The organism is Streptacidiphilus rugosus AM-16 (assembly GCF_000744655.1).
In the GTDB taxonomy this organism is placed as follows: domain Bacteria; phylum Actinomycetota; class Actinomycetes; order Streptomycetales; family Streptomycetaceae; genus Streptacidiphilus; species Streptacidiphilus rugosus.
In genome coordinates this window covers 4,248,068-4,267,230 of sequence record NZ_JQMJ01000004.1, presented here as the reverse complement: position 1 = coordinate 4,267,230, position 19,163 = coordinate 4,248,068, and the positions used below count along the sequence as shown (strand labels likewise).

Annotated in this window: 17 protein-coding genes; 6 read left to right on the top strand and 11 right to left on the bottom strand. The window is 73.4% G+C overall.

The window, feature by feature from the left end; all coding sequences use genetic code 11:
• Nucleotides 1-50: 50 nt before the first annotated feature.
• The 5 genes from BS83_RS48625 to BS83_RS28540 form a co-directional block, all read right to left on the bottom strand.
• Entirely contained in the window at nt 51-3,497 is a 3,447-nt protein-coding gene (locus tag BS83_RS48625; protein ID WP_037606362.1) for a discoidin domain-containing protein, read from the bottom strand.
• A gap of 5 nt (nt 3,498-3,502) precedes the next feature.
• Nucleotides 3,503-5,278: a discoidin domain-containing protein gene (locus BS83_RS28555; protein ID WP_037606359.1), complete on the bottom strand. Its 1,776-nt coding sequence runs from the start codon at nt 5,276-5,278 to the stop codon at nt 3,503-3,505.
• A 161-nt stretch (nt 5,279-5,439) separates the two neighbouring features.
• Nucleotides 5,440-6,138, bottom strand: a complete 699-nt coding sequence (locus BS83_RS28550; protein ID WP_037606356.1) for a rhomboid-like protein — start codon at nt 6,136-6,138, stop codon at nt 5,440-5,442.
• 90 nt (nt 6,139-6,228) lie between these two features.
• On the bottom strand, nt 6,229-6,633 hold the full coding sequence (locus tag BS83_RS28545; RefSeq protein WP_037606354.1) for an SHOCT domain-containing protein: 405 nt from the start codon (nt 6,631-6,633) through the stop codon (nt 6,229-6,231).
• Nucleotides 6,634-6,745: 112 nt separating this feature from the next.
• Entirely contained in the window at nt 6,746-7,543 is a 798-nt protein-coding gene (locus BS83_RS28540; RefSeq protein WP_037606352.1) for an alpha/beta fold hydrolase, read from the bottom strand.
• A 137-nt stretch (nt 7,544-7,680) separates the two neighbouring features.
• On the opposite strand from BS83_RS28540, the gene BS83_RS28535 reads away from it, so the two are divergent.
• Nucleotides 7,681-8,577 (top strand): VOC family protein, encoded by an 897-nt coding sequence (locus BS83_RS28535; RefSeq protein ID WP_084714228.1) that lies wholly within the window; start codon nt 7,681-7,683, stop codon nt 8,575-8,577.
• Between the two features lies 1 nt (nt 8,578).
• Here the strand turns inward: BS83_RS28535 and BS83_RS28530 are convergent, their stop codons facing one another.
• From BS83_RS28530 to BS83_RS28520, 3 genes are all read right to left on the bottom strand, one after another.
• On the bottom strand, nt 8,579-10,225 hold the full coding sequence (locus BS83_RS28530) for a sigma-70 family RNA polymerase sigma factor (RefSeq protein ID WP_232248511.1): 1,647 nt from the start codon (nt 10,223-10,225) through the stop codon (nt 8,579-8,581).
• Nucleotides 10,226-10,381: 156 nt separating this feature from the next.
• Entirely contained in the window at nt 10,382-10,828 is a 447-nt protein-coding gene (locus tag BS83_RS28525) for a DUF5709 domain-containing protein (RefSeq protein WP_037610038.1), read from the bottom strand.
• A gap of 114 nt (nt 10,829-10,942) precedes the next feature.
• Nucleotides 10,943-12,358: an alpha/beta fold hydrolase gene (locus BS83_RS28520; RefSeq protein ID WP_051944193.1), complete on the bottom strand. Its 1,416-nt coding sequence runs from the start codon at nt 12,356-12,358 to the stop codon at nt 10,943-10,945.
• A gap of 221 nt (nt 12,359-12,579) precedes the next feature.
• Between BS83_RS28520 and BS83_RS28515 the strand changes: the two genes are divergently transcribed.
• The 3 genes from BS83_RS28515 to BS83_RS28505 all read left to right on the top strand — a co-directional run bounded on the left by BS83_RS28515 (nt 12,580) and on the right by BS83_RS28505 (nt 14,260).
• Complete coding sequence (locus BS83_RS28515) at nt 12,580-12,768, top strand: hypothetical protein (protein ID WP_037606346.1); 189 nt, start codon at nt 12,580-12,582, stop codon at nt 12,766-12,768.
• A gap of 3 nt (nt 12,769-12,771) precedes the next feature.
• Nucleotides 12,772-13,521, top strand: a complete 750-nt coding sequence (locus BS83_RS28510; protein ID WP_051944191.1) for a glycerophosphodiester phosphodiesterase — start codon at nt 12,772-12,774, stop codon at nt 13,519-13,521.
• A 118-nt stretch (nt 13,522-13,639) separates the two neighbouring features.
• A complete protein-coding gene (locus tag BS83_RS28505) occupies nt 13,640-14,260 on the top strand; it encodes a hypothetical protein (protein ID WP_037606344.1) in 621 nt (206 codons plus the stop codon).
• A gap of 34 nt (nt 14,261-14,294) precedes the next feature.
• Here the strand turns inward: BS83_RS28505 and BS83_RS28500 are convergent, their stop codons facing one another.
• Both BS83_RS28500 and BS83_RS28495 read right to left on the bottom strand, forming a co-directional pair.
• A complete protein-coding gene (locus BS83_RS28500; protein WP_037606341.1) occupies nt 14,295-15,116 on the bottom strand; it encodes a siderophore-interacting protein in 822 nt (273 codons plus the stop codon).
• Nucleotide 15,117: 1 nt separating this feature from the next.
• Nucleotides 15,118-16,161 (bottom strand): ABC transporter substrate-binding protein, encoded by a 1,044-nt coding sequence (locus BS83_RS28495; RefSeq protein ID WP_037606340.1) that lies wholly within the window; start codon nt 16,159-16,161, stop codon nt 15,118-15,120.
• A 144-nt stretch (nt 16,162-16,305) separates the two neighbouring features.
• Here BS83_RS28495 and BS83_RS28490 point away from each other — a divergent pair, with 144 nt between their 5' ends.
• Nucleotides 16,306-17,331: a FecCD family ABC transporter permease gene (locus BS83_RS28490; RefSeq protein WP_198035317.1), complete on the top strand. Its 1,026-nt coding sequence runs from the start codon at nt 16,306-16,308 to the stop codon at nt 17,329-17,331.
• On the top strand, nt 17,328-18,344 hold the full coding sequence (locus BS83_RS28485) for a FecCD family ABC transporter permease (RefSeq protein WP_037606337.1): 1,017 nt from the start codon (nt 17,328-17,330) through the stop codon (nt 18,342-18,344). The genes BS83_RS28490 and BS83_RS28485 overlap by 4 nt, the downstream gene beginning before the upstream one ends.
• Here the strand turns inward: BS83_RS28485 and BS83_RS28480 are convergent.
• Nucleotides 18,265-19,119: an ABC transporter ATP-binding protein gene (locus BS83_RS28480; protein WP_084714225.1), complete on the bottom strand. Its 855-nt coding sequence runs from the start codon at nt 19,117-19,119 to the stop codon at nt 18,265-18,267. The two genes, BS83_RS28485 and BS83_RS28480, sit on opposite strands and share 80 nt — an antisense overlap.
• Nucleotides 19,120-19,163 lie beyond the last annotated feature (44 nt).

Sequence of the window (19,163 nt, the reverse complement as noted above, 5' to 3'; positions counted from 1 at the left end):
AGTGAGCCACCGTCGCGGTCCCCGCCCCTCGTGCGGGTGGGACGCCCGGCTCAGTCCATCGCGTTCGCGGTGACGCCGGTCGGGTTGGTGAGGTTGCCGCTCAGCGGCAGGTTGCGGGAGCTGTCCCCGACCAGGATCTGGTACGCGCCCGCCGACGCGATCCAGTTGCCGGACGTGGTGTCCCAGTGCGCCAGGTCGTGCGCGGTCACCGTGAAGGTGACCGTGCCGGACGCGCCGGGGTTCAGCGTGATCCGCTGGAAGCCCTTGAGCTGGTGCGGCGGCTCCCCGGCCGAGCCGGGATCGCCCACGTACAGCTGGGCGACCTCGGTCCCGGCCCGGCTCCCGGTGTTGGTGACGGTGGCCGTCACGGTCGCCTGTCCGTTGTTCAGCGCCCCGATCTGCAGGTTGCCGAACGAGAAGTTGGTGTAGGACAGGCCGAAGCCGAACGGGAACAGCGGCGTGACGTTGTTCGCGTCGTACCAGCGGTACCCGATGTCGAGCCCCTCGGAGTACTGCACCGTGCCGTTGACGCCCGGCCACTGCGCGGCCGTGCTCGCCGGCACCTGAGTGAGCGAGGCGGGGAAGGTGATCGGCAGGTGCCCCGAGGGGTTCACGTCGCCGAAGAGCAGCGCCGCCACCGCCTGGCCGAACTCCTGGCCCTGGTAGAAGCCCTCGAACACGCCCGCGACCTGGTTCAGCCACGGCATCATGATCGCCGAGTTGTCGCTCAGCATGACGATCGTGTTCGGGTTGGCCGCGGCGACCGCGGAGATCAGCGCGTCCTGGTTGCCCGGGAGGTTGAGCGTGGTGTTGTCGGACTCCTCGTGTCCGTAGTTGTCGGAGGCGAAGACGATCGCCACGCTCGACGACTTGGCCAGGGCCACCGCGGAGGCCTGGTTCGTCCCGTCGTCGTAGCCGACCGTGACCTTCGACCCCGCGGTGCGCTGCTGCAGGCTGTACAGCGGCGAGTAGGTGCCGGTGCTGGTGGCGCTGCCGCTGCCGCCGCCACCGGTGATCGCGCCGGCCCCGGCCTGGGTGCCGATCACCGCGATCGACTCGTTGCCGTTCGGGTTGAGCGGCAGCACCCCGTTGTTCTTCAGCAGCACGGTGCCCTCCTCGTCGCCCTTGAGCGCGACCGCGCGGTGCGCGGGCGTGGCCACGATGGCGGTGGTGGACCCGCTCGGCGCCTTGTCGAACATGCCGAAGCGGAACATCTGGGTCAGGACCCGGGACACCATCGTGTCGAAGGTGGCCTGGGTGACCTGCCCGGCCGCGACGGCCTGCTCCAGTGAGGCCGCGAAGAACCCGCCGAAGGGCATCTCCACCGTCTCACCGGCGTTGGCCGAGGGCACGGTGGAGTGGATGCCGCCCCAGTCGGAGGTGATGAAGCCCTGGAACCCCGCCTGCTGGTACATCGGGACGTTCTCGACCTGCGGGTTCTGGCAGGAGTAGTTGCCGTTCACCATGGAGTACCCGCACATCAGCGCCGCCGCGCCGCCCTTCTCGATGGCGGTCTGGAAGCCCGGCAGGTAGATCTCCTGCAGCGTGCGGCTGTCGATGATCTCGTTGCCCGGGGCGTTCGGCTGCTCGATGTTGTACGCGGCCGCGTGCTTGACCTCGGCCATCACGCCCTGGCTCTGCATGCCCTGGACGTCCGCGCTCACGATCTCGCCGGTGAGGTACGGGTCCTCGCCGAAGGTCTCGTAGGAGCGGCCCCAGCGCGGGTCGCGCACCATGTTGATGGTCGGGCCGAGGGAGACGTTCACGCCCTTGCCCGCGAACTCCTGGCCCACGGCCGCGCCGAAGTCGTGCTCGTAGCCGGGGTCGAAGGTGGCCGCGGACACCTCCCCGTCGGGGAACTGGGTGACACCGCCGAGGCCGTCGCCCACACCGCTGGGCCCGTCCTCCAGATTGACGCTCGGGATGCAGAGCGACGGCTGTCCGGCGATCTGCCCGATGTAGACGCTCGAACCGTCGCCGTAGAGCATCGCGTCCTTCTGGTCCTGCGTCATGGCGCCCATCAGCTGGGCGACGCGGGTCGAGACGGCCACGCTGGGCTCGTTGATCCAGGGGCAGTTGCCCGGCGCCGGCTGCGGCGGGGGCGGGGGGATGGTGACGGTCTGGTCGCCCACGGTGTAGACCGAGAACTCCCAGAGCGAGTCACCGTAACCGGTCCCGCGCGCGGTGGCGTACATGCGCACGTAGCGGCCGGTTCCGGTGACGTTCAGGGTCTGGGTGCCGCCGGTGCCGGTGGTGGTGGAGTAGACCGAGGTCCAGTTCGTGTTGTCGTTCGAGATCTGGATCTGGAAGGCGGAGGCGTAGGCGTTCTCCCACTGGAGCACCACCTGGCAGATCGGCAGGCTGCCGCCGAGGTCCACGTCGATCCACTGCGGGTCGGCGATCGCACTCGACCAGCGGGTCAGCGTGCTGCCGTCGGTGGCGTAGAAGGGGTCGTAGGCGGGGTTGGAATCCTGGATCGACGACGCGGTGGCCGGGTGTCCCAGGGCCGCGTTGTCGGTGCCGCAGTTGCCGCCGCCACCTCCGCCGCCGCCTCCGCCGCCCGAGCCGCCGCTGCCGCCCGAGAAGACCTGGAACTCCCAGAGGGAGTAGCCGTACTGGGTCGCGCGGGCGGTGCCGTACATCCGGATGTACCGGCCGGTGCCCGAGACGTCGAGGGTCTGGGTGCCGCCGGTGCCGGTGGTGGTGGAGTAGACCGAGGTCCAGTTGGTGTTGTCGGTCGAGGTCTGGATCTGGAAGGCCGTCGCGTAGGCCGTCTCCCAGTTCAGCACGACCTGGCAGATCGTCAGCGTGGAGCCCAGGTCGACCTCCAGCCACTGCGGGTCGCTGAAGGCGCTGGACCAGCGGGTGCCGGTGTTGCCGTCGACGGCGGCCGCCGCGGGCGCGCCGGCGTTCTCCGTGGAGGACGCCGTCGCGGGCTGGTTCAGCGCCGCGTTCTGCGTGCCGCAGCTCGTGCCCCCGCCGCCGGAGCCCGCGGTGCCGTAGACCTGGAACTCCCACAGGGAGTAGCCGTATCCGGTGGCGCGCGCGGTGCCGTACATCCGGACGTAGCGGCCGCTCCCGGTGACGTCGAGGGTCTGGGTGCCGCCGGTGCCGGTGGTGGTGGAGTAGACCGAGGTCCAGTTCGAGCCGTCGGCCGAGGTCTGGATCTGGAAGGCCGTCGCGTAGGCGGTCTCCCAGTTCAGCACCACCTGGGTGAGGGAGGCGGTGGAGCCCAGGTCGACCTGGAGCCACTGAGGGTCGGCGGCCTGGCTGGACCAGCGGGTGCCGGTGTTGCCGTCGACCGCGGCGGAGGCGGGGGTGCCGGCGTTCTCGGTCGAGGAGGCCGTCGCCGGGCGGCCCTGGGAGAGCAGGGTCGCCGCGGCGTGCGCGGTGCCCGTCCCGGACAGCACGGCGGCCAGCAGGGCCAGGACGGCGAGCCCCGCCGTCCAGAACGGACGGCCGCGCAGCCGCGACCGGTAGCGGTGGGTATGCCTCATCGGATTCACCAGCCCACCGCCACTTCGAGCCACTGCGGGTCGCTGTGGGAGATGTAGGAGGACTGGCCGGCGTAGTCGTCGTAAGGGAAGCCGTAGGCCAGGTTGTTGATCGCGTGGTCGTGCCAGAACTCGGCGTAGTAGTTGGCAGGACCGGCCGGGTAGTACTGGCTCGGGTCGGACCACTGCGCCTGCGGCAGCGTCGCGACATGCCGGTTGAGTGCGGCGCACTCGCCGGGCTGGCTCGCCAGGACCCCGGCGCAGCCGAACACGTCGGAGGTCGGGGCGTTCACGCCGACCGAGTTGGCGTAGGCGGTGAAGTAGTCGGCGTTGACGCCGCCGGCCTGGAAGCTCGGGTCGCTGCCGGGGGCGATGATCCGGTACGGCGCCTGGGTCTGGGCGAGCACCTTGAACTGCTGCGGCACCGCGTTCACGAAGTCCTGGAACAGCGCGGTGCGGTCCTCGGTGAACACCTGCTGCGTCTCGCCGACCTGGACGTCGTAGCCGTCCTTGGAGTGCAGTCGCATGGCGATGGGCAGGCCGAAGGCGTCGACGCGGGTGGTGTTGCCGTTGAAGACGTTCGCGCCGACCGTGAACTCGATGAAGTCGAAGTACTTGCTGTTCGGCGAGCCGAGGTAGAAGTACATCCGCCCGGCCGAGTTGGCGGGCATGTCGAGGTAGGGCTGCTCGGCGATGGAGTGGGTCTGGCCGTTGAAGCTCCAGTAGACCTGACTGTCCGGGTACTGGCCGTTCGTGCGGTTGAGCACCTTCACCTCGACCACGTTCTGCGCGGCCGGGATGGTGCTGGTGTCGCCCCAGAACGGGTCCGAGCCCCCGCCGCCGGAGGAGGTCGAGGTGGTGAACGCCTGCAGCTCCCACAGCGAGTAGCCGTAGGCGGTGGCCCGGGCGGTGCCGTACAGGCGCAGGTAGCGGCCGGTTCCGTTGAGGCTCAGCGTCTCGGTGCCGCCCTTGCCGGTGGTGGTGGAGTAGGCGGTGCTCCAGTTGACGGCGTCGTTCGAGGTCTGGATCTGGTAGCCCGTGGCGTAGGCGGCCTCCCAGTTCAGCACGACCTGACAGACGGTCACGCTGCTGCCGAGGTCCACTTGGAGCCACTGGGGGTCGCTGAAGGCGCTGGACCAGCGGGTGCCGGTGTCGCCGTCGACGGCGGCGGACGCGGGGGTGCCGGCGTTCTCGGTGGAGGAGGCGGTCGCCGGCCGGTTCAGGGCGGCGTTCGTGGTGCCGCAGCTCGTGCCCCCGCCGCCGGAGCCCGCGGTGCCGTAGACCTGGAACTCCCACAGGGAGTAGCCGTACTGGGTCGCCCGCGCGGTGCCGTACATGCGCACGTAGCGGCCGGTTCCGGTGACGTCGAGGGTCTGGGTGCCGCCGGTACCGGTGGTGGTGGAGTAGATCGAGGTCCAAGTGGAGCCGTCGGTCGAGGTCTGGATCTGGAAGGCGGTGGCGTAGGCCGTCTCCCACTGCAGCACGACCTGGCTGATGCTCGCGCTGCTGCCGAGGTCGACCTGGAGCCACTGGGGGTCGCTGAAGGCGCTGGACCAGCGGGTGCCGGTGTTGCCGTCGACCGCGGCGGATGCGGGGGTGCCGGCGTTCTCGGTGGACGAGGCCGTCGCCGGTCTGCCCTGGGAGAGCAGGGTGCCCGCCGCGTGCGCGGGGGACTGCGCCAGCGCGAGCAGCAGGCTCGCGAACAGGGCGACGACGGTGAGCAGGGTCAGGCCTGCCGGAGGCCTGCGGAGAGCGGTGCGGGCGGGATGACGATTCCCTGGCATGCTGCGGCTCCTGGGTGCGCGCGGGGTGGCGGCGAGGGATGTGAGAGCGCTCTCACGCCAGGAGTCTTTTTAGGAGGGAGCTGAGAACATGTCAAGGTCTGCGGCAAGGATCCTTCGTCAATTTCACGCTGAGGGTGATGTGAGAGCGCTCTATGTCGGGCTCATGTCGTCCGGCGTCGGCGGAGCCACTGCCAGGCGGAACGGGCGGCCGCGGCGGGGTCGAAGGAGCCGGGGCGGCCGCGGGTCAGCGGGTAGCAGGCGAGTCCGAGCAGCGCGGCGGTGAAGTGCCCGACGCTGGTGAAGTCCCTGGTGTGGATCAGTGCGAAGCCGTAGTAGCCGAGCACGCAGACGACGTAGAGGTACCGCCACGGCCGCACGATCAGATAGGTCAGCACGGCCTCGACGCCGGCGAGCGCGTAGCTGACGCCGTAGTCCAGGGTGAACTTCGCGCTCTCCGGGGCGTAGCCGTGCTGGATCGACCAGTAGAGGACGCCCTCGCTGATGTACGTCGCCCCGACGTGCGCGATGGCCAGCACCGCCAGCCAGCGTGCGGTGCCGAGCCAGCGTTCGGCCGGGACGTGGAAGATGTTGTAGAGCACGAAGTAGAAGAACCAGCCGCCGCCCGCGATCCAGAACGCGCTGGTGATCAGCACCCGGACCGGCGAGACGGCGAGGTAGTGCAGGTTGGTGGAGCGCTTCTCCAGGATGTGGTCGGCGACGGTCGGGTCCACGTGCCGGACGATCTGCGTGGTCACGAAGAGGATCGCCAGCCAGACGAAGGTGCCCGGCGCCCGCCTGACGTAGTGCCAGGCGGCGTGGGCCGGACGCCTCGCCGGGGACTCCGTCCGGGCGATGTCCATGATCTGTTGTAACCCGGGGCCCGGGGGCCCGCAACCGCTGGGGCGGGCGGGCCGCCCGGCCGAAGGAGGGTGGGCGGGTGGTGCGGGGGCTCAGGCGAGGATCTTGGCCTTGGCCTTCTGGTACTCCTCCTCGCTGAGCGCGCCGCTGGACTTCAGCTCGGCCAGCTTGGCCAGTTCGTCCACGTGGCCGCCGCCCGCGCCGCCGCCGGAGGTGCTCGCCGCGTCACGGACGTACTGCTTGAAGGCGGCGTCGGCCTTCTGCGCCTGCTCGATGTCGCGCTCGCCCATCGACCTGCCGCGGACGATCACGTAGACCAGCACGCCCAGGAAGGGCAGCAGGATGACGAAGATGATCCAGCCCGCCTTGGCCCCGCCGCCCATGTCGTGGCTGCGGAAGATGTCTGTGATGATCTTGAAGAGCAGGAAGAACCAGAGGATCCAGAGGAAGAACTCCAGCATCGTCCAGAAGACGTTGAGCAACGGGTAGTTCTGCATCGATCGCTCCTGCTGTCGGCGCCGCCCCAAATCTGGGCAAAGCGAATAAAAAACACTTACCAGGGCACGATCGGCTCCGCACTCCGGGTGCGGCGGTCGGCTGACGGGCGGATCAGCCGAGGAAGTCCAGGACCAGCGGGCTCGCGGTGGCGCGGAACTCCTCGAAGTAGGCGTGCCGGGCGCCCTCGAGCAGGGCGAGGCGGGCCCCGGGAATGCGCTCTGCCAGCAGCGCCGCATTGGCGGTCGGGTTGAAGCGGTCCTCGGCGCCGTGCACGACCAGGGTGGGCGCGACGATGTCGGGAAGCACGGCCCAGGCGTCGTGGCGGGTGCTGGCCAGCCGGTGGCGGCGGCGGGCGTACCCGGGCATGGCCGGATCGCCCAGGGTCGCGTACGGACCCGGGTGGGTCAGGGTCCAGGCCGGGGTGTACATCAGGTCGACCAGTGCGGCCCGCGCCCTGGCGGGATCGCGGTCGGTGAGCGCGGCGTCGACGTCGGCGTCGCGCTCGACGCCGTTCGGGCCGCCGGGGGAGGTGCAGCCGAGCACCAGCCGCCCGACCCGGTCCGGATGGCGGGCGGCCAGCCACTGGGCCACCCGTCCGCCCATCGAGGTGCCGTAGACGTCGGCGCGCTCGACGGCGAGGTGGTCGAGCACCGCGACGACGTCCTCCGCGAAGCCCTCGGTGCTGTACGGCTCGTCCGGTTTGTCGCTGGCGCCGGTGCCCCGGTAGTCGAGGGTGATCGTGCGGAAGCGGGCCAGGAAGTCCGCCAGGACCGGGTCCCACCAGTGGTGGCTGTTCGACTGGCCGGACAGCAGGAGCAGCGGCCTGCCCGCGCCCCGCACCTGGTGGGCGATGCGGACGCCGTCGGCGGCGGTGGCGTGGGTCGGCTGCGGTGACGGCGTCGGTGACATGGGGGTTTCCTATCACCGTGACCCGGGCCGCCGTGTGGCGGCCACAGGGAGCGTGGTGCGCGGAGCGTAGGATGAGGCAGGAGCGACGCGTACGCAGGACGCGGTGGCCGGCCGCGCATGTCTGCCTCGGAGGCCCGATGCCTGCCAGTAGCCCGACCCACCCCGATCCGGACGCGACCCCGTCGACCGAGCCCTCGGTCCCGGGGTCGCCGGCGCACGAGCCGGGCGATACCCCGGCCGGGAGGGGCGACGCGCGGGTCAGAGGTGTGCTGGGCGCGCCCTCCTGGGTCAGTCTGATCGTGCGCGATCTCGACGCGGCCGAGCGCTTCTACGGCGGCCTGCTGGGCTGGACCTTCGTCCAGGGCCCCGAGCGGCTCGGTCCCTTCTCCTACGTCGTGGTCGGCGGCCACCGGGTCGCCGGGATCAGCGCGATCAGCGGATCCTCCGGCGTGGGCACGGGCTGGACCGCCTTCTTCGGCGTGCGCGACGCCCACGAGGGCGCGCGCCGCATCGCCGACCGGGGCGGCACGGTCGGCGTCGGACCGGTCGCGATCGACGCCGGCCGGGTGGTGATCGCCAGGGACCCCGACGGGGCGAGCTTCGGGCTGTGGCAGGGCCACGAGCAGCTGCCGGAGTCGGCCACCGCGCTGAGCGGCGTGCCCGCCTGGATCGAGCTGCGCACCGCCGACGCCTTCAAGGCGGCCCTCTTCTACGGCGAGGTACTGGACTGGGACCCGGAGGTGTCCAGCCGCTGCGAGGTGGTCTGGGAGCACGAGCGGGTGGTGCTGCGGGTGGACGGCCGCAACATCGCGGCGCTCGGCGGGCCGGAGCGCGGCGGTCCCGAGGTGGACGTTCCGCCCTCCTGGCGGGTCTCCTTCGCCGTCCCCGACATCGATGAGGCCGTCGCCCGCGCCGCGGAGCTGGGCGGCCGGGTGCTGGTTCCGCCCGCGCCCACGCCCTTCGGGCCGGTCGCCGAGCTCCGCGATCCCGAGGGCAGCCGTTTCTCGCTGATCCAGCGGCCGCCGGGGGCGTGACTCAGTCCGAGAAGTCCTGGGTCAGCCAGACCGTGCCCGAGCTGTCGCGCATCACCGCGATGCCGACGTGGTGGAAGCTCGAACTGAGGATGTTGCGGCGGTGGCCGTCGTTCGGAGGCTGCTCGGCGAGCATCGAGCGGGTGAGGCCGACGGCCATGCCGGCGATCCCCGAGGTGGTGTTCGAGACCGGACCGCCGGTGCCGATGTTCTCGCCGGCCGCCATCCAGTGCACGCCCGCCGCCGTCTCCCTGTCGCCGAGCGCGGCCTCGCCCGCGCACTGGTGCGACAGGCCGCAGCCCGCCGCCATCCGCTGGTTGTGGGCGGTCGCGCTGGCGCGCAGGCCCGTGGTGAGCGTCAGCGGCGCGAGCCCCTGGGAGGCCCGGGCCTGGTTGATGACGGCCAGGACCTGCTGGGCGGCAGCGGCGTCCGGGGTGAGCACGGGAGGCGCGGCGGGGTGCGTCGCCGGGGGCGTGGTGCGGGCTGCGGAGGGCTTGGCCGAGGCCGTCGGCGAGGGCGAGGGGGACGGGGTGGCGGCGGCCGTGGCCGTCAGCGGCCGCGCGCTCGCGCCCGCCGCGGCCAGGCCGGCGGTGGACCCCTGCGGCGCGCTGTTGAGGTGGACGACCAGCGCGCCGATGCCGACCGCCGCCGTCACCGTGGCGGTGACCAGCGCGACGGGCAGGGCCGCCTTCCCGCCCAGCGTCCCCGCCGCGCGTCCGACGCCGCCGCCCGCGTGCCCGCCGCGCTGCCGTGGCAGCCGGCCGCGCCGGTGCGAGACCCGGCCGGTCGCGGCGGGCCGGGGCAGCTGGGCGGTGGCGGCGACCGAGGCGCTCGTCACACCGTGGGAGGCCCCGCCGGCCAGCAGGTAGGCCGCGTAGCCGACCGGGAGCGGCACCAGGGCGAAGTTCACCAGCAGCCGCTCGGCCGGCACCAGGTCCGAGCCGAGCGCCGCGCAGTTCGCGCACTCACGCAGGTGGCGGGCGAGGCGCTTGCGCCACAGCGGGCTCGGCCTGCCGTCCCAGATCCTGATCGTGCGGTCCAGATCGGGGCAGCGGGGCGTCACGGTCAGGGCGCGGACCACCGTGCGCGCGGCGTCGAGCTGGGCGCGCATCCGGCCGACCCTGACGGTGACGTGGTGCGCGTCCAGCGCCATCGCGGCCACCAGCTCGGCCCGGGTCAGGTGCCCGGCGGTGACCAGCCACCACAGCGACAGCAGCTCCTGGTCGTCCTCGTCCAGCCAGCGGGTCGCCTCGACGGTCTCCCTGCGCTGGCCGGACAGCCCCAGCTCGGTGAGGGTCAGGTCGGCGAAGTCCGCTCCGGGGTCGGCGACGGTGGCCAGCTCGTCCAGGGCCCGCGGCGCCTCGGGGCGGACGCGGCGGTGCTCGCGTATCTGGTTCATCGTCACCGCCACCAGCCAGGACCGGAACGCCTGGTCGTCCCTCAGCCCGGGGAGGCCGCGCAGCACGCGGAGCATCGTCTCCTGGACGACGTCGTCCACGTCGGGGCGGCCGGAGAGGGCCCGGCCGACGATGTTGTAGACCAGGGGCAGGCAGCGGCCGACCAGCTCGTCCAGCGCCTCCTGCTGCCCGGCCCGCGCAGCCGCGACCAGCTGCGCGTCCGCCAGCACGCCCGTCATCCCCGCACCCGTCATCCCCGGTCCTCCATCACCTCTGACTCAGCCGTACGTGAGAGGAGACCCTACGGAGCGGACGGGGGTCACAGAAAGTCGCGGGGTTCGTCCAGATTTTCGGGGCGCGAGTCGGGGCGGGCTCCGGGGCGCGTTCCGGGGCTGCGGGAGCGGCGCAGGTCACCAGCCGCCGAGCACCGCCTCGGGGTCGTCGGTGGTGTGCATGGCCGCCTCCTCGGCGGAGGCCGCGCCGCCGCTGATGCCGTGGTCCTCGGCGATCATGTGGCTGCGCGCGCCCGAGCACTCGACCAGCCGCCCGGATCTGGCCTCCCCGGCCTCCGGGTCCAGCAGTTCCGGGTCCGTGCCGGCGGTGTCGCCGATGCCGTCGCCCTCGGGTTCGCAGACCTCGGGCAGCTCCTGGGCCAGACGCCGGTCCAGCGTCTCGCGCTCGTGCTGCTCGGCGGCGGTGATCCCGAAGTGCTCGACGGCGAAGGGCCGCTCCGGCGGGGCGTAGCCCTCGTCCAGGACCGACTCCAGGCCCCGGTCGACCAGAGTGTCCTCGGCCTCCAGCGGCCCGACGTCGTCCTGCTGATCGGCGTCGCTCGGCTGGTAGACCTCGTCCCCCATCAAGCCGTCGTCCGACACGTTCCTCTCCCTTCCGAAGCCGGTGGAGGCTGATTCGATGGTCCCACCACCGGCGCGCTTCCGCTTGCCCGGTGGTTCCTGGGATCGGCCGCCCGGTCAGCCGCCCAGCAGGAAGGCGAAGACCGCCCGGCGGCCGGCGTCGCTGGTGGCGCGCGACTGGACCGAGTGGGCCGCGCCGGGGACGATCACCACCTGGGCGTCGGCGACCAGTCGCTGCTCGTCGTGGAGCCAGGCCAGCGGGGTGGACAGGTCGCGGTCGCCGCCCAGCAGCAGTACCGGGATGCTGCCGGGGATGCGGCGTTCGGGCGGGGGCGAGGCGGGGACCTGCTCGCGGGGCCAGGTCAGGCAGGCCAGCAGCGAGCCGAGGCCGGTCGCGGTGTCCGCGTCGAAGGGCCCGACGTCGGCGGCGGTCAGCCGGTCGTGCGCGGCCGTCAGCGCGGCCCGGCGGGAGGCCGGCGGGGTGTCCGCGGTGCCCCAGGGGTAGTGGCCGTCCGAGCAGAGCGTGGCCGTGTGCAGACCGGCGCTGAGCTGGGACGCGTCGGCCGCGTCGCTCTGTCGCACGGCCGCGACGACGGCGTTGAGGTGCTCGGGGTGGCCGGTGGCGGACTCGTGCAGCGCGGTGATCAGCTCGCTGTAGTTCGGGTCGACGAACTCGTAGCTGGTCAGGGTGTCCAGCAGGGTGACGCCGTCGTGGTCGCGGTGCACGACCGCGGCCAGGTCGGCGGCCGGGTCGGTGCCGCAATGAATCGCCGCGCAGCTCGCGGCCAGCACCCGCGGCACGGCCTGGAGCGCGGCGAGGTCGAGCGGGTCGTACCCGGTCTGCGGCACGACCGAGTCCAGGACCAGCCGGGCGGTGTGCGCGGGGTGGGCCAGGGCGTAGCGCTCGGCTGTGAAGGTCCCGTAGGAGACGCCGTCCAGAGAGATCCGGTCCGCGCCCAGCGCCTGGCGCAGCAGGTCGAGGTCGGCGACGGTGTCCGCGGTGGAGTAGAAGCGACGCCCGTCGCCCAGCGCCGCGGCGCAGGCGGCCACCGCCCCCGCGGTGGGCGGGGTGAGGTCGGAGGAGCCCATCTGCTGCTGCAGCTCAGGACAGTGCAGCGCGGTGTCTCCGGTGCCGCGCTGGTCGAGGAAGACCAGCCGGTACTGGGCCAGGACCGGCTGCAGCCTGGCGGTGATCCGCTGCCCGAAGGGTTCGTCGGGCTGGCCGGGGCCGCCGGAGAGGAAGACCAGGTCGCCCTTGGGCGCGGCGGCGTTGCCGGTCATCGCGACCCGCAGCCCGAGCGTGCCGGGGCGGGCGCCGGAGTGGTCCAGCGGAACCGTGAGGGTGGCGCAGCTGAGGTCCGCGTCGTCCGGGCAGGGCGCCGCGCCGGTCAGGACCGGGCGCGGCCCGGGATTCGACGGCCCGCCGCCGGACGGCCCGGCGGCCGGGGCCGCGGAGGTGCAGGCGGCGGTGAGGGCGACGGAGAGGGCGAGAGCCGCCGCGACGGCCGGACCTGCCGTGCTGAGAAGTCTCATGACACCAGCGTGATCGCCCCGCTGACGACGGGCGAGATCCCGTGCGGGGATTCGACCGGATTTCGTGGACCGGCCGCGCCGTGCGCCGCCGAAGCCGTCCGAATCGGGCGGGGGGCGCTCCGGTGCCGGGGCGGATCTGTCATGCTGCCTCGACCAGGCCCGAACGGGCCTGCCCCGGACGCCGGAAGGCAGGCGACGGAAGCGAGCGAACGGAGACGGTCATGGCGCCGGAGCAGCCGGAACAGCCGGATCGGGCGGGGGCCGCGGAGAGCGGGCAGCAGCCCCCCGCGCCCATGTCCATGCTGGACGCCGTGGGACGGCTCAGCCCCGAACAGGCGGGCCTGCTCGGTGTGCTGATCGGGCTGCGGCGGCTGGGGGACGATCCGCCCGAGTCGGCCCGCCAGGACTGAGCGATGGTGACGGAGGACCCCGCCCTCGAGCGCGGCGGACGGCCCCCGGGCACGGCGGCGCGCGGCCGGACCCTCGTGGTCGGCCATCGCGGCGCGCCACTGCTGGCCCGCGAGAACACCCTGCCCTCCCTCGACGCTGCGCTCCGGCTCGGCGTCGACTGGATCGAGGTGGACGTCAGGCTCGCCCGCTGCGGCACGCCGGTGCTGCTGCACGACGCGACGCTGCTCCGCCTGTGGGGCGACCCCCGCGCCGTCGCCGCGCTGAGCGCTGCGGAGCTGGAGCAGTTGCCCGGCGGGCAGCGCGTCCCCACGCTGCGCGAGGGCCTGGAGCTGGCCGGGGAGTTCGGCGCCACGGTGATGGTCGACGTTCCCGCGGTCGCCGAAGGGCTCGTGGCGCTGGAGTCGGTGCGCGAGCTCGGGGTGCTGGACACGTCCGTCTTCGCCGGGAACGGCGAGGCGCTCGCGCGGATCCGCGCCGCCGAACCGGCCGCGAGGATCGCGCTGAGCCGCGAGTCCCCGCTGCCGCCGGGACCACGCCTGCTGGAGCTCATCCGCCCCGAGTACCTGAACGTCGAGCACCATCGGCTCACCCGCCCCCTGGTCGCCTGGGCCCGGCGACGCGGCCTCGGCGTCAGCGTGTGGACGGTGGACCGCGCCGCGCGGATGTCCCGGCTGGCCGCCATGGGCGCGGACGTGATCATCACGAACGACCCGGCGACGGCGCTCGCCGCGGCGGCGTCGCGGGCCTCCTGAGCGCCGCCTCCGGCGGGTGCGCGGAGTCGATGCGAAGCCGACGCGCAGAGCCGACGCAGCGGGAGAAGACTGGAGCTGTCAGATCGGGGATCGAGGCACCAGAGCACTGGGAGGTGCCATGTTCGTACGCATGATCTACGCGACCGGTGACCCGGCGAGGATCGGCACGGCCATCGACGGGCTCAGCACAGAGGGGCGCCGACTCGTCGCGGCGCAGCCGGGCTACGCCGGCTTCGCCCTGTTCGCCGACCGGACGCTCGGCAAACTGGTGATGGGCTCGATGTGGCGGACCGAGCAGGACCGGCAGAACAGCGACGACGCGCTGGCCGAGCAGCGCGCCGCGATGCTGCAGCCCTTCGCGACGACGGTCGCGGTGGCCAACGCCGACGTGGTCGTGTTCGACCGCCGCGAGCAGCCGGGGCCCGGCGCCTGGATGCGGCTGAGCCGGATGGACCTGGACCCGGCCGACGCCGACCTGCTCGGGGAGACCTTCGGCGCGGCCGTCGTGCCGCAGCTGGAGCTGCTGCCCGGCATGGCCGGGGCGGTGCTCTTCATCGACCGGATCCACGGCCGCGGCACCGTCGGGGTGATCTTCAGGGACCGCGCCTCGCTGGAGGCGTCCCGTTCGGGACAGGCGGCCGCCCGTGGTCAGGGCGCGGCCAAGGCGCACGTGACGGTCACCGCCCTGGAGGAGTTCGAAGTCGTCTTCGCCGACGACGTCACCGCGGCCGCCGGCTGACGCGGGCGGCTGACCCGGCCGGGGCGCGGCGGGCTCAGGCCATCGCGCCGGCCATGGCCTCGGCGACGAGCTGTTCCTCGCTCGCGCCGAGGCGCCAGTAGCCGGTGAACGTCACCGCCGCGCGGTCGAAGCCGCGTTCGCGGACCAGATGGCGACGGAGGGCGCGGACGCCGCCCGCCTCGCCGGCGACCCATGCGTAGGGGCGTCCGGTCGGCAGCGCGTCGGCGGGGAGGGCGGCGATCGCGTCGAGGGCGCTGCGGCCGGGGGTCAGCCAGTGGATCCGGGTGTCCTGGCCGTGACCGCGCAGCGGCTGCCGGTCCTCCGCGCAGGGGATCTCGATCCAGGCGCGCACCGGCAGGCCGGGGTCCAGCGTGTCGAGGATGCCGGCCACGGCCGGGAGCGCGGTCAGGTCGGCCGCCAGCAGCACCCAGTCGGTGGCGGGCGGGGGACGGAAGTCGACGCCCGCGTTGTCGGGCTCGACCGGTCCGAGGGCGACCGCCTCGTCGCCGGGGCGCGCCGCGGCGGCCCAGCGTCCGGCCGGGCCGGTGCCGCCGTGCACCGCGAAGTCGACCGCCAGCTCGCCCGGCCGCTGCGCGCGGACGGTGTACGTGCGCATGACGCCGCGTCGGGCCGGGTCCAGCCGCCGCCAGGCGGCGAACCACTCCTCCCCGGCCCAGGTGGGCACCAGCGGCGCGGCCTCGCCCGGCTGCGGCAGGAACAGCTTGAAGCGCTGGTCGCGGCCGCCGGAGCGGAACCGGTCCAGTCCGGGGCCGGCGAAGGTGATCCGCACCGTCGACGGTCCGAGCGGGCGGGCGCGGACCACCGTCAGGTCGAAGAAGTCCCAGCCCGACGTCATCTCAGGCCACCTTCCCTGCGCGGTCGATCGCGGCCGCCAGCTGCTCGACCAGCGGCGCGCAGCCCGCGTAGGAGAAACGGGCCTCGCTCAGCCACGGCACCACCTGACCGGCCTTCACCGCGGGCAGCCGCTGCCAGGTCGGCCTGCCGGTCAGGTCCTTCGGCTGCAGCGCCGAGCTGCGGCTGTCCAGCAGGATCAGGTCGGCCCGGTACTTGTCGGCGTTCTCCCAGCTGAGCGACTCGAAGAAGCCGCCCTGGACCCTGTCGGGGGTGATCAGGCCGACGCCCAGGCTCCGGTAGTAGCTCAGGTCGGGATAGACGGAGGGGTCGGACACGTAGAGCAGGTCCGCGCTCGCGGACGCGGCCAGCACCTTCAGGCCGCCGCGCGCCCTGGCCGCCCGACGAACCGTCTCCACCGCCTGCTGGAACCGCCTCTTGGCGGCGACCACGGAGTCGGCCTTCAGGTCCGCGCCGAGCAGCGCCGCCAACTCCTCGTGGCGGCGCAGCGGTTCGGGCAGCTGCACCTTGGCGATGGCGAGCCCGGCGGTCGGGGCCAGCGCGGCGATCCTGTCCTTGCTCGCGTCGGGCACGTACCAGAGCTGGTCGGGCTGCCACATGTCGGTGACCAGCAGCTGCGGGCGCAGCGCCGCGTACTTCTCCAGATCGAACTCGCCCCAGGCGTTGCCCAGGACCGTCAGCCTGCTGACGTCGAGCGCGCCGGCCATCGGGTCGGGCTTCCCGTCGGCGAGCCTCGTGGGGCCGAAGACGCCGACGAGGCGGTCGGTGACGCCGAAATCGTGCAGGGCGGCGGCGGTGCCGGTGTAGGCGACGACCCGGGTGGGCGTCGCGGTCAGGGTGGTCCTCCGGCCCCGGTCGTCGGTGAAGGTCCAGGGCGCGGTGGCGGAGGGGGCCGCGCCGTCGCCGCTCCCTGCGGCGGTGGAGCGACCGGTCGGGTGCCCGGCGGAGCCGCAGGCGGCGAGCAGCGCGCCGAGTCCGGCGACTCCGCCTGCGGCGAGGACGTGGCGGCGGGAGGGATGCAGGGGCATGGGAGGCCTGGTGCTTTCTGGACGTGGACGTGGACGTGAGCAGGGGTGCGGGCAAGGGCGGGGCAGGACGTGCGGGCCGGTGCCCGACCCCAAGGTCAACTTAGGTTAGCCTAACCTAAGCACCCATGGATCTGGAGGCCTCTCGTGACCACAGCCGTGTCGGCTGACCCGCCCTCACCCGCCCTGCGCCCACGCTCCGGCCCGCGTGCGGCGGGGGCCGCGACGCTGCTGCTCGCCGCGGTGCTGCTGCTCTCGCTGGCACTGGGCGCCAAGTCCCTGACGCCGAGCGAGGTCTGGCGCGGCCTGATCGATCCCGCCGCCCCCGGCTACGACGTGGTCCACGGCATGCGGCTGCCGCGTACCCTGCTCGGGCTGCTGGCCGGAGCCGCCCTCGGCGTCGCGGGCGCGGTGATGCGGGCGCTGACCAGGAACCCGCTCGCCGATCCCGGTCTGCTCGGCATCAACGCCGGAGCCTCGGCCGCCGTGGTCAGCGCCTCGGCGCTGCTCGGGCTCCACGGCTTCGGCGGCGCGGTCTGGTTCGCCCTCGCGGGCGCCGGGCTCGTCTCCGTGCTGGTCTACGCCGTCGGTGGCGGTCGTGCGGCCACGCCGACCCGCCTGGTGCTGGCCGGCGCCGCCGTCAACGCCGCGCTCTACTCCTACGTCGGCGCGGTCGAACTGCTTGACACCGACTCCCTGGACGCGATGCGGTTCTGGACCGTCGGCTCGCTCGCCTCCGCCTCGCTGCGCACCGTCGCCGTCCTGACGCCGTTCGTGCTGGCCGGACTGGCGCTCGCGGTGCTGCTCGCCCGCCCCCTGGGCGCGCTGGCACTCGGCGAGGACGCCGCCCGGGCCCTCGGCTCGCGCCTGACGGCCACCCGTGCGGGGGCGATCGCGGCGATCACACTGCTCTGCGGCGCGGCCACCGCAGCCTGCGGGCCGATCGTCTTCGTCGGCCTGCTGACGCCGCATCTGGTGGCCCCGTTCACCGGTCCCGACCCGCGACGACTGCTGCCGTACTGCGCGGCCTTCGGTCCCGCGCTGCTGCTCGGCGCGGACGTGCTCGGCCGACTGCTCGCCAGGCCGGGGGAGTTGCAGGTCGGCACGGTCACCGCGGTGACCGGCGGGGTCCTGCTGCTGCACCTGCTGCGCACCCGCCGGGGGCGGGCATGAGCGCACTGGTCCCGGTGCGACGCGCACGCGTCGTCACCTCCGTTCTCCTGGCGGTCGCCGCCGCGGTGGCCGTGCTGGCCCTGGGCAGCGGCGACTTCCCCGTCGGACCCGCCGACGTGCTGCGCAGCCTGGCCGGGGCGAACGCGGCGAGCGACCCCGGCACGCACTTCGTCGTCGTGGAGCTGCGGCTGCCCCGGGTGCTCACCGCCCTGCTCGCGGGCGGTGCGCTGGCCCTGTCAGGGGCGGTCTTCCAGTCCCTGGTGCGCAATCCGCTCGGCAGCCCGGACGTGCTGGGCTTCACCCAGGGCGCGGCCACCGGCGCGCTGACGGCGATCGTGCTGTTCGGCGGCGGAGCCCTGGCCGTCTCCGTGGGCGCGGTGACCGGTGCGCTGGCCGCCGGGGTCGCCGTGCTGCTGCTGGCGCGTGGCGGGCGCGGGCAACTGGTCCTGGTGGGGATCGCGGTGGGCGCGGTCCTCACCGGCGTCAACGGCTACCTGCTGACGCGCGGCCGGCTGATGGACGCCGCACGCGCCGTCCTCTGGCTGACCGGGAGTCTGGACGGCAGCGACTGGGCCGGCGTCCGGACGCTGCTGGTGGCGCTGGGTGTGCTGGGACCGCTGGTCTGTCTCGGCCTCGGCCGTGCGCTGCGGCTGCTGGAACTCGGCGACGACGCGGCCACGGCCCTCGGCGTCCGCGTCGAGCCGACCCGGCGCTCGCTGTTCGTGGCGGCCCTGCTGCTGGCGGCGGCCGCCGCTGCCGCTGTGGGACCGGTCGCCTTCGTGGCCCTCACCGCCCCGCAGCTGGCCCGCCGCCTCACCCGCGCCCCCGGCCCCAACCTGCTCCCCGCGCTCGCGCTGGGCGCGGCCCAACTCGTGATGGCCGACTGGGCGGCACAGCGGCTGGTGCCGGGCCACCAGCTCCCTGCGGGCGTGGTCACCGGCCTGCTGGGCGGTGGATATCTGGTGTGGCTGCTCGCCGGACGAGGTGGGCTCCGTGCCGGGCGGCCGGGATGACCAGTGGCGTTCCTGTCTCCGGGTCGGGCAGCACGCGGCACTTCACGCCGAAGACCTCGGCGACGAGGTCGGCGTCGAGCACCGTCGCGGGCGGTCCGGCCGCGGCGAGCCGTCCGTCGCGGAGCACGACGAGATGGTCCGCGTAGCGGGCGGCCTGCCCGAGGTCGTGCAGGACCATGACGACGGTGCGACCCGACCCGCGCTGCAGCCCGGTGACGAGGTCCAGCACCTCCAACTGGTGGCGCAGGTCGAGGAAGGTCGTCGGCTCGTCGAGCAGCAGGAGTTCGGTGTTCTGGGCGAGCGTCAGCGCGATCCAGGCACGCTGGCGCTGACCGCCGCTGAGCTCGTCGACCGGCCGGTCGCGCAGCCCGGTGGTGCCGGTCTGCTCCAGCGCCAGTTCCACGGCCTGCTGGTCGGCGGCGGTCCAGGGGCTGAAGAGCCCCTGGTGCGGATGCCGGCCGAGCCGGACCAGACCCTCCACGGTGATCCCCTCGGGGGCACTCGGCTGTTGCGGCAACAGGCCCAGTCGGCGGGCCAGTTCACGCGAGGGGAGTCGGTGCAGGTCCGCGCCGTCGAGCAGCACCGAGCCGGCGCTGGGCCGCAGCAGCCGGGCGAGCCCGCGCAGCAAGGTGGATTTGCCGCAGCCGTTCGGTCCGACGATCGCGGTGACCGCGCCGCCGGGCAGGGCCAGATCGAGGTCGGTCACGACGGCGGAGGCGGCGTCGGAGCTGCGGCGTCCGGCGTAGTCGAGGCGGAGCCTGCGAGTCTCAAGCATGCCATTAACTTAGGGTTGCCTAACCTAACTTTGTCAAACAGGAT

Coding starts and splice junctions, on each gene's coding strand:
- BS83_RS48625 (WP_037606362.1), bottom strand. CDS start 3,497: ATGAGGCATACCCACCGCTACCGGTCGCGGCTGCGCGGCCGTCCGTTC.
- BS83_RS28555 (WP_037606359.1), bottom strand. CDS start 5,278: ATGCCAGGGAATCGTCATCCCGCCCGCACCGCTCTCCGCAGGCCTCCG.
- BS83_RS28550 (WP_037606356.1), bottom strand. CDS start 6,138: ATGGACATCGCCCGGACGGAGTCCCCGGCGAGGCGTCCGGCCCACGCC.
- BS83_RS28545 (WP_037606354.1), bottom strand. CDS start 6,633: ATGCAGAACTACCCGTTGCTCAACGTCTTCTGGACGATGCTGGAGTTC.
- BS83_RS28540 (WP_037606352.1), bottom strand. CDS start 7,543: ATGTCACCGACGCCGTCACCGCAGCCGACCCACGCCACCGCCGCCGAC.
- BS83_RS28535 (WP_084714228.1), top strand. CDS start 7,681: ATGCCTGCCAGTAGCCCGACCCACCCCGATCCGGACGCGACCCCGTCG.
- BS83_RS28530 (WP_232248511.1), bottom strand. CDS start 10,225: ATGACGGGTGCGGGGATGACGGGCGTGCTGGCGGACGCGCAGCTGGTC.
- BS83_RS28525 (WP_037610038.1), bottom strand. CDS start 10,828: ATGGGGGACGAGGTCTACCAGCCGAGCGACGCCGATCAGCAGGACGAC.
- BS83_RS28520 (WP_051944193.1), bottom strand. CDS start 12,358: ATGAGACTTCTCAGCACGGCAGGTCCGGCCGTCGCGGCGGCTCTCGCC.
- BS83_RS28515 (WP_037606346.1), top strand. CDS start 12,580: ATGGCGCCGGAGCAGCCGGAACAGCCGGATCGGGCGGGGGCCGCGGAG.
- BS83_RS28510 (WP_051944191.1), top strand. CDS start 12,772: ATGGTGACGGAGGACCCCGCCCTCGAGCGCGGCGGACGGCCCCCGGGC.
- BS83_RS28505 (WP_037606344.1), top strand. CDS start 13,640: ATGTTCGTACGCATGATCTACGCGACCGGTGACCCGGCGAGGATCGGC.
- BS83_RS28500 (WP_037606341.1), bottom strand. CDS start 15,116: ATGACGTCGGGCTGGGACTTCTTCGACCTGACGGTGGTCCGCGCCCGC.
- BS83_RS28495 (WP_037606340.1), bottom strand. CDS start 16,161: ATGCCCCTGCATCCCTCCCGCCGCCACGTCCTCGCCGCAGGCGGAGTC.
- BS83_RS28485 (WP_037606337.1), top strand. CDS start 17,328: ATGAGCGCACTGGTCCCGGTGCGACGCGCACGCGTCGTCACCTCCGTT.
- BS83_RS28480 (WP_084714225.1), bottom strand. CDS start 19,119: ATGCTTGAGACTCGCAGGCTCCGCCTCGACTACGCCGGACGCCGCAGC.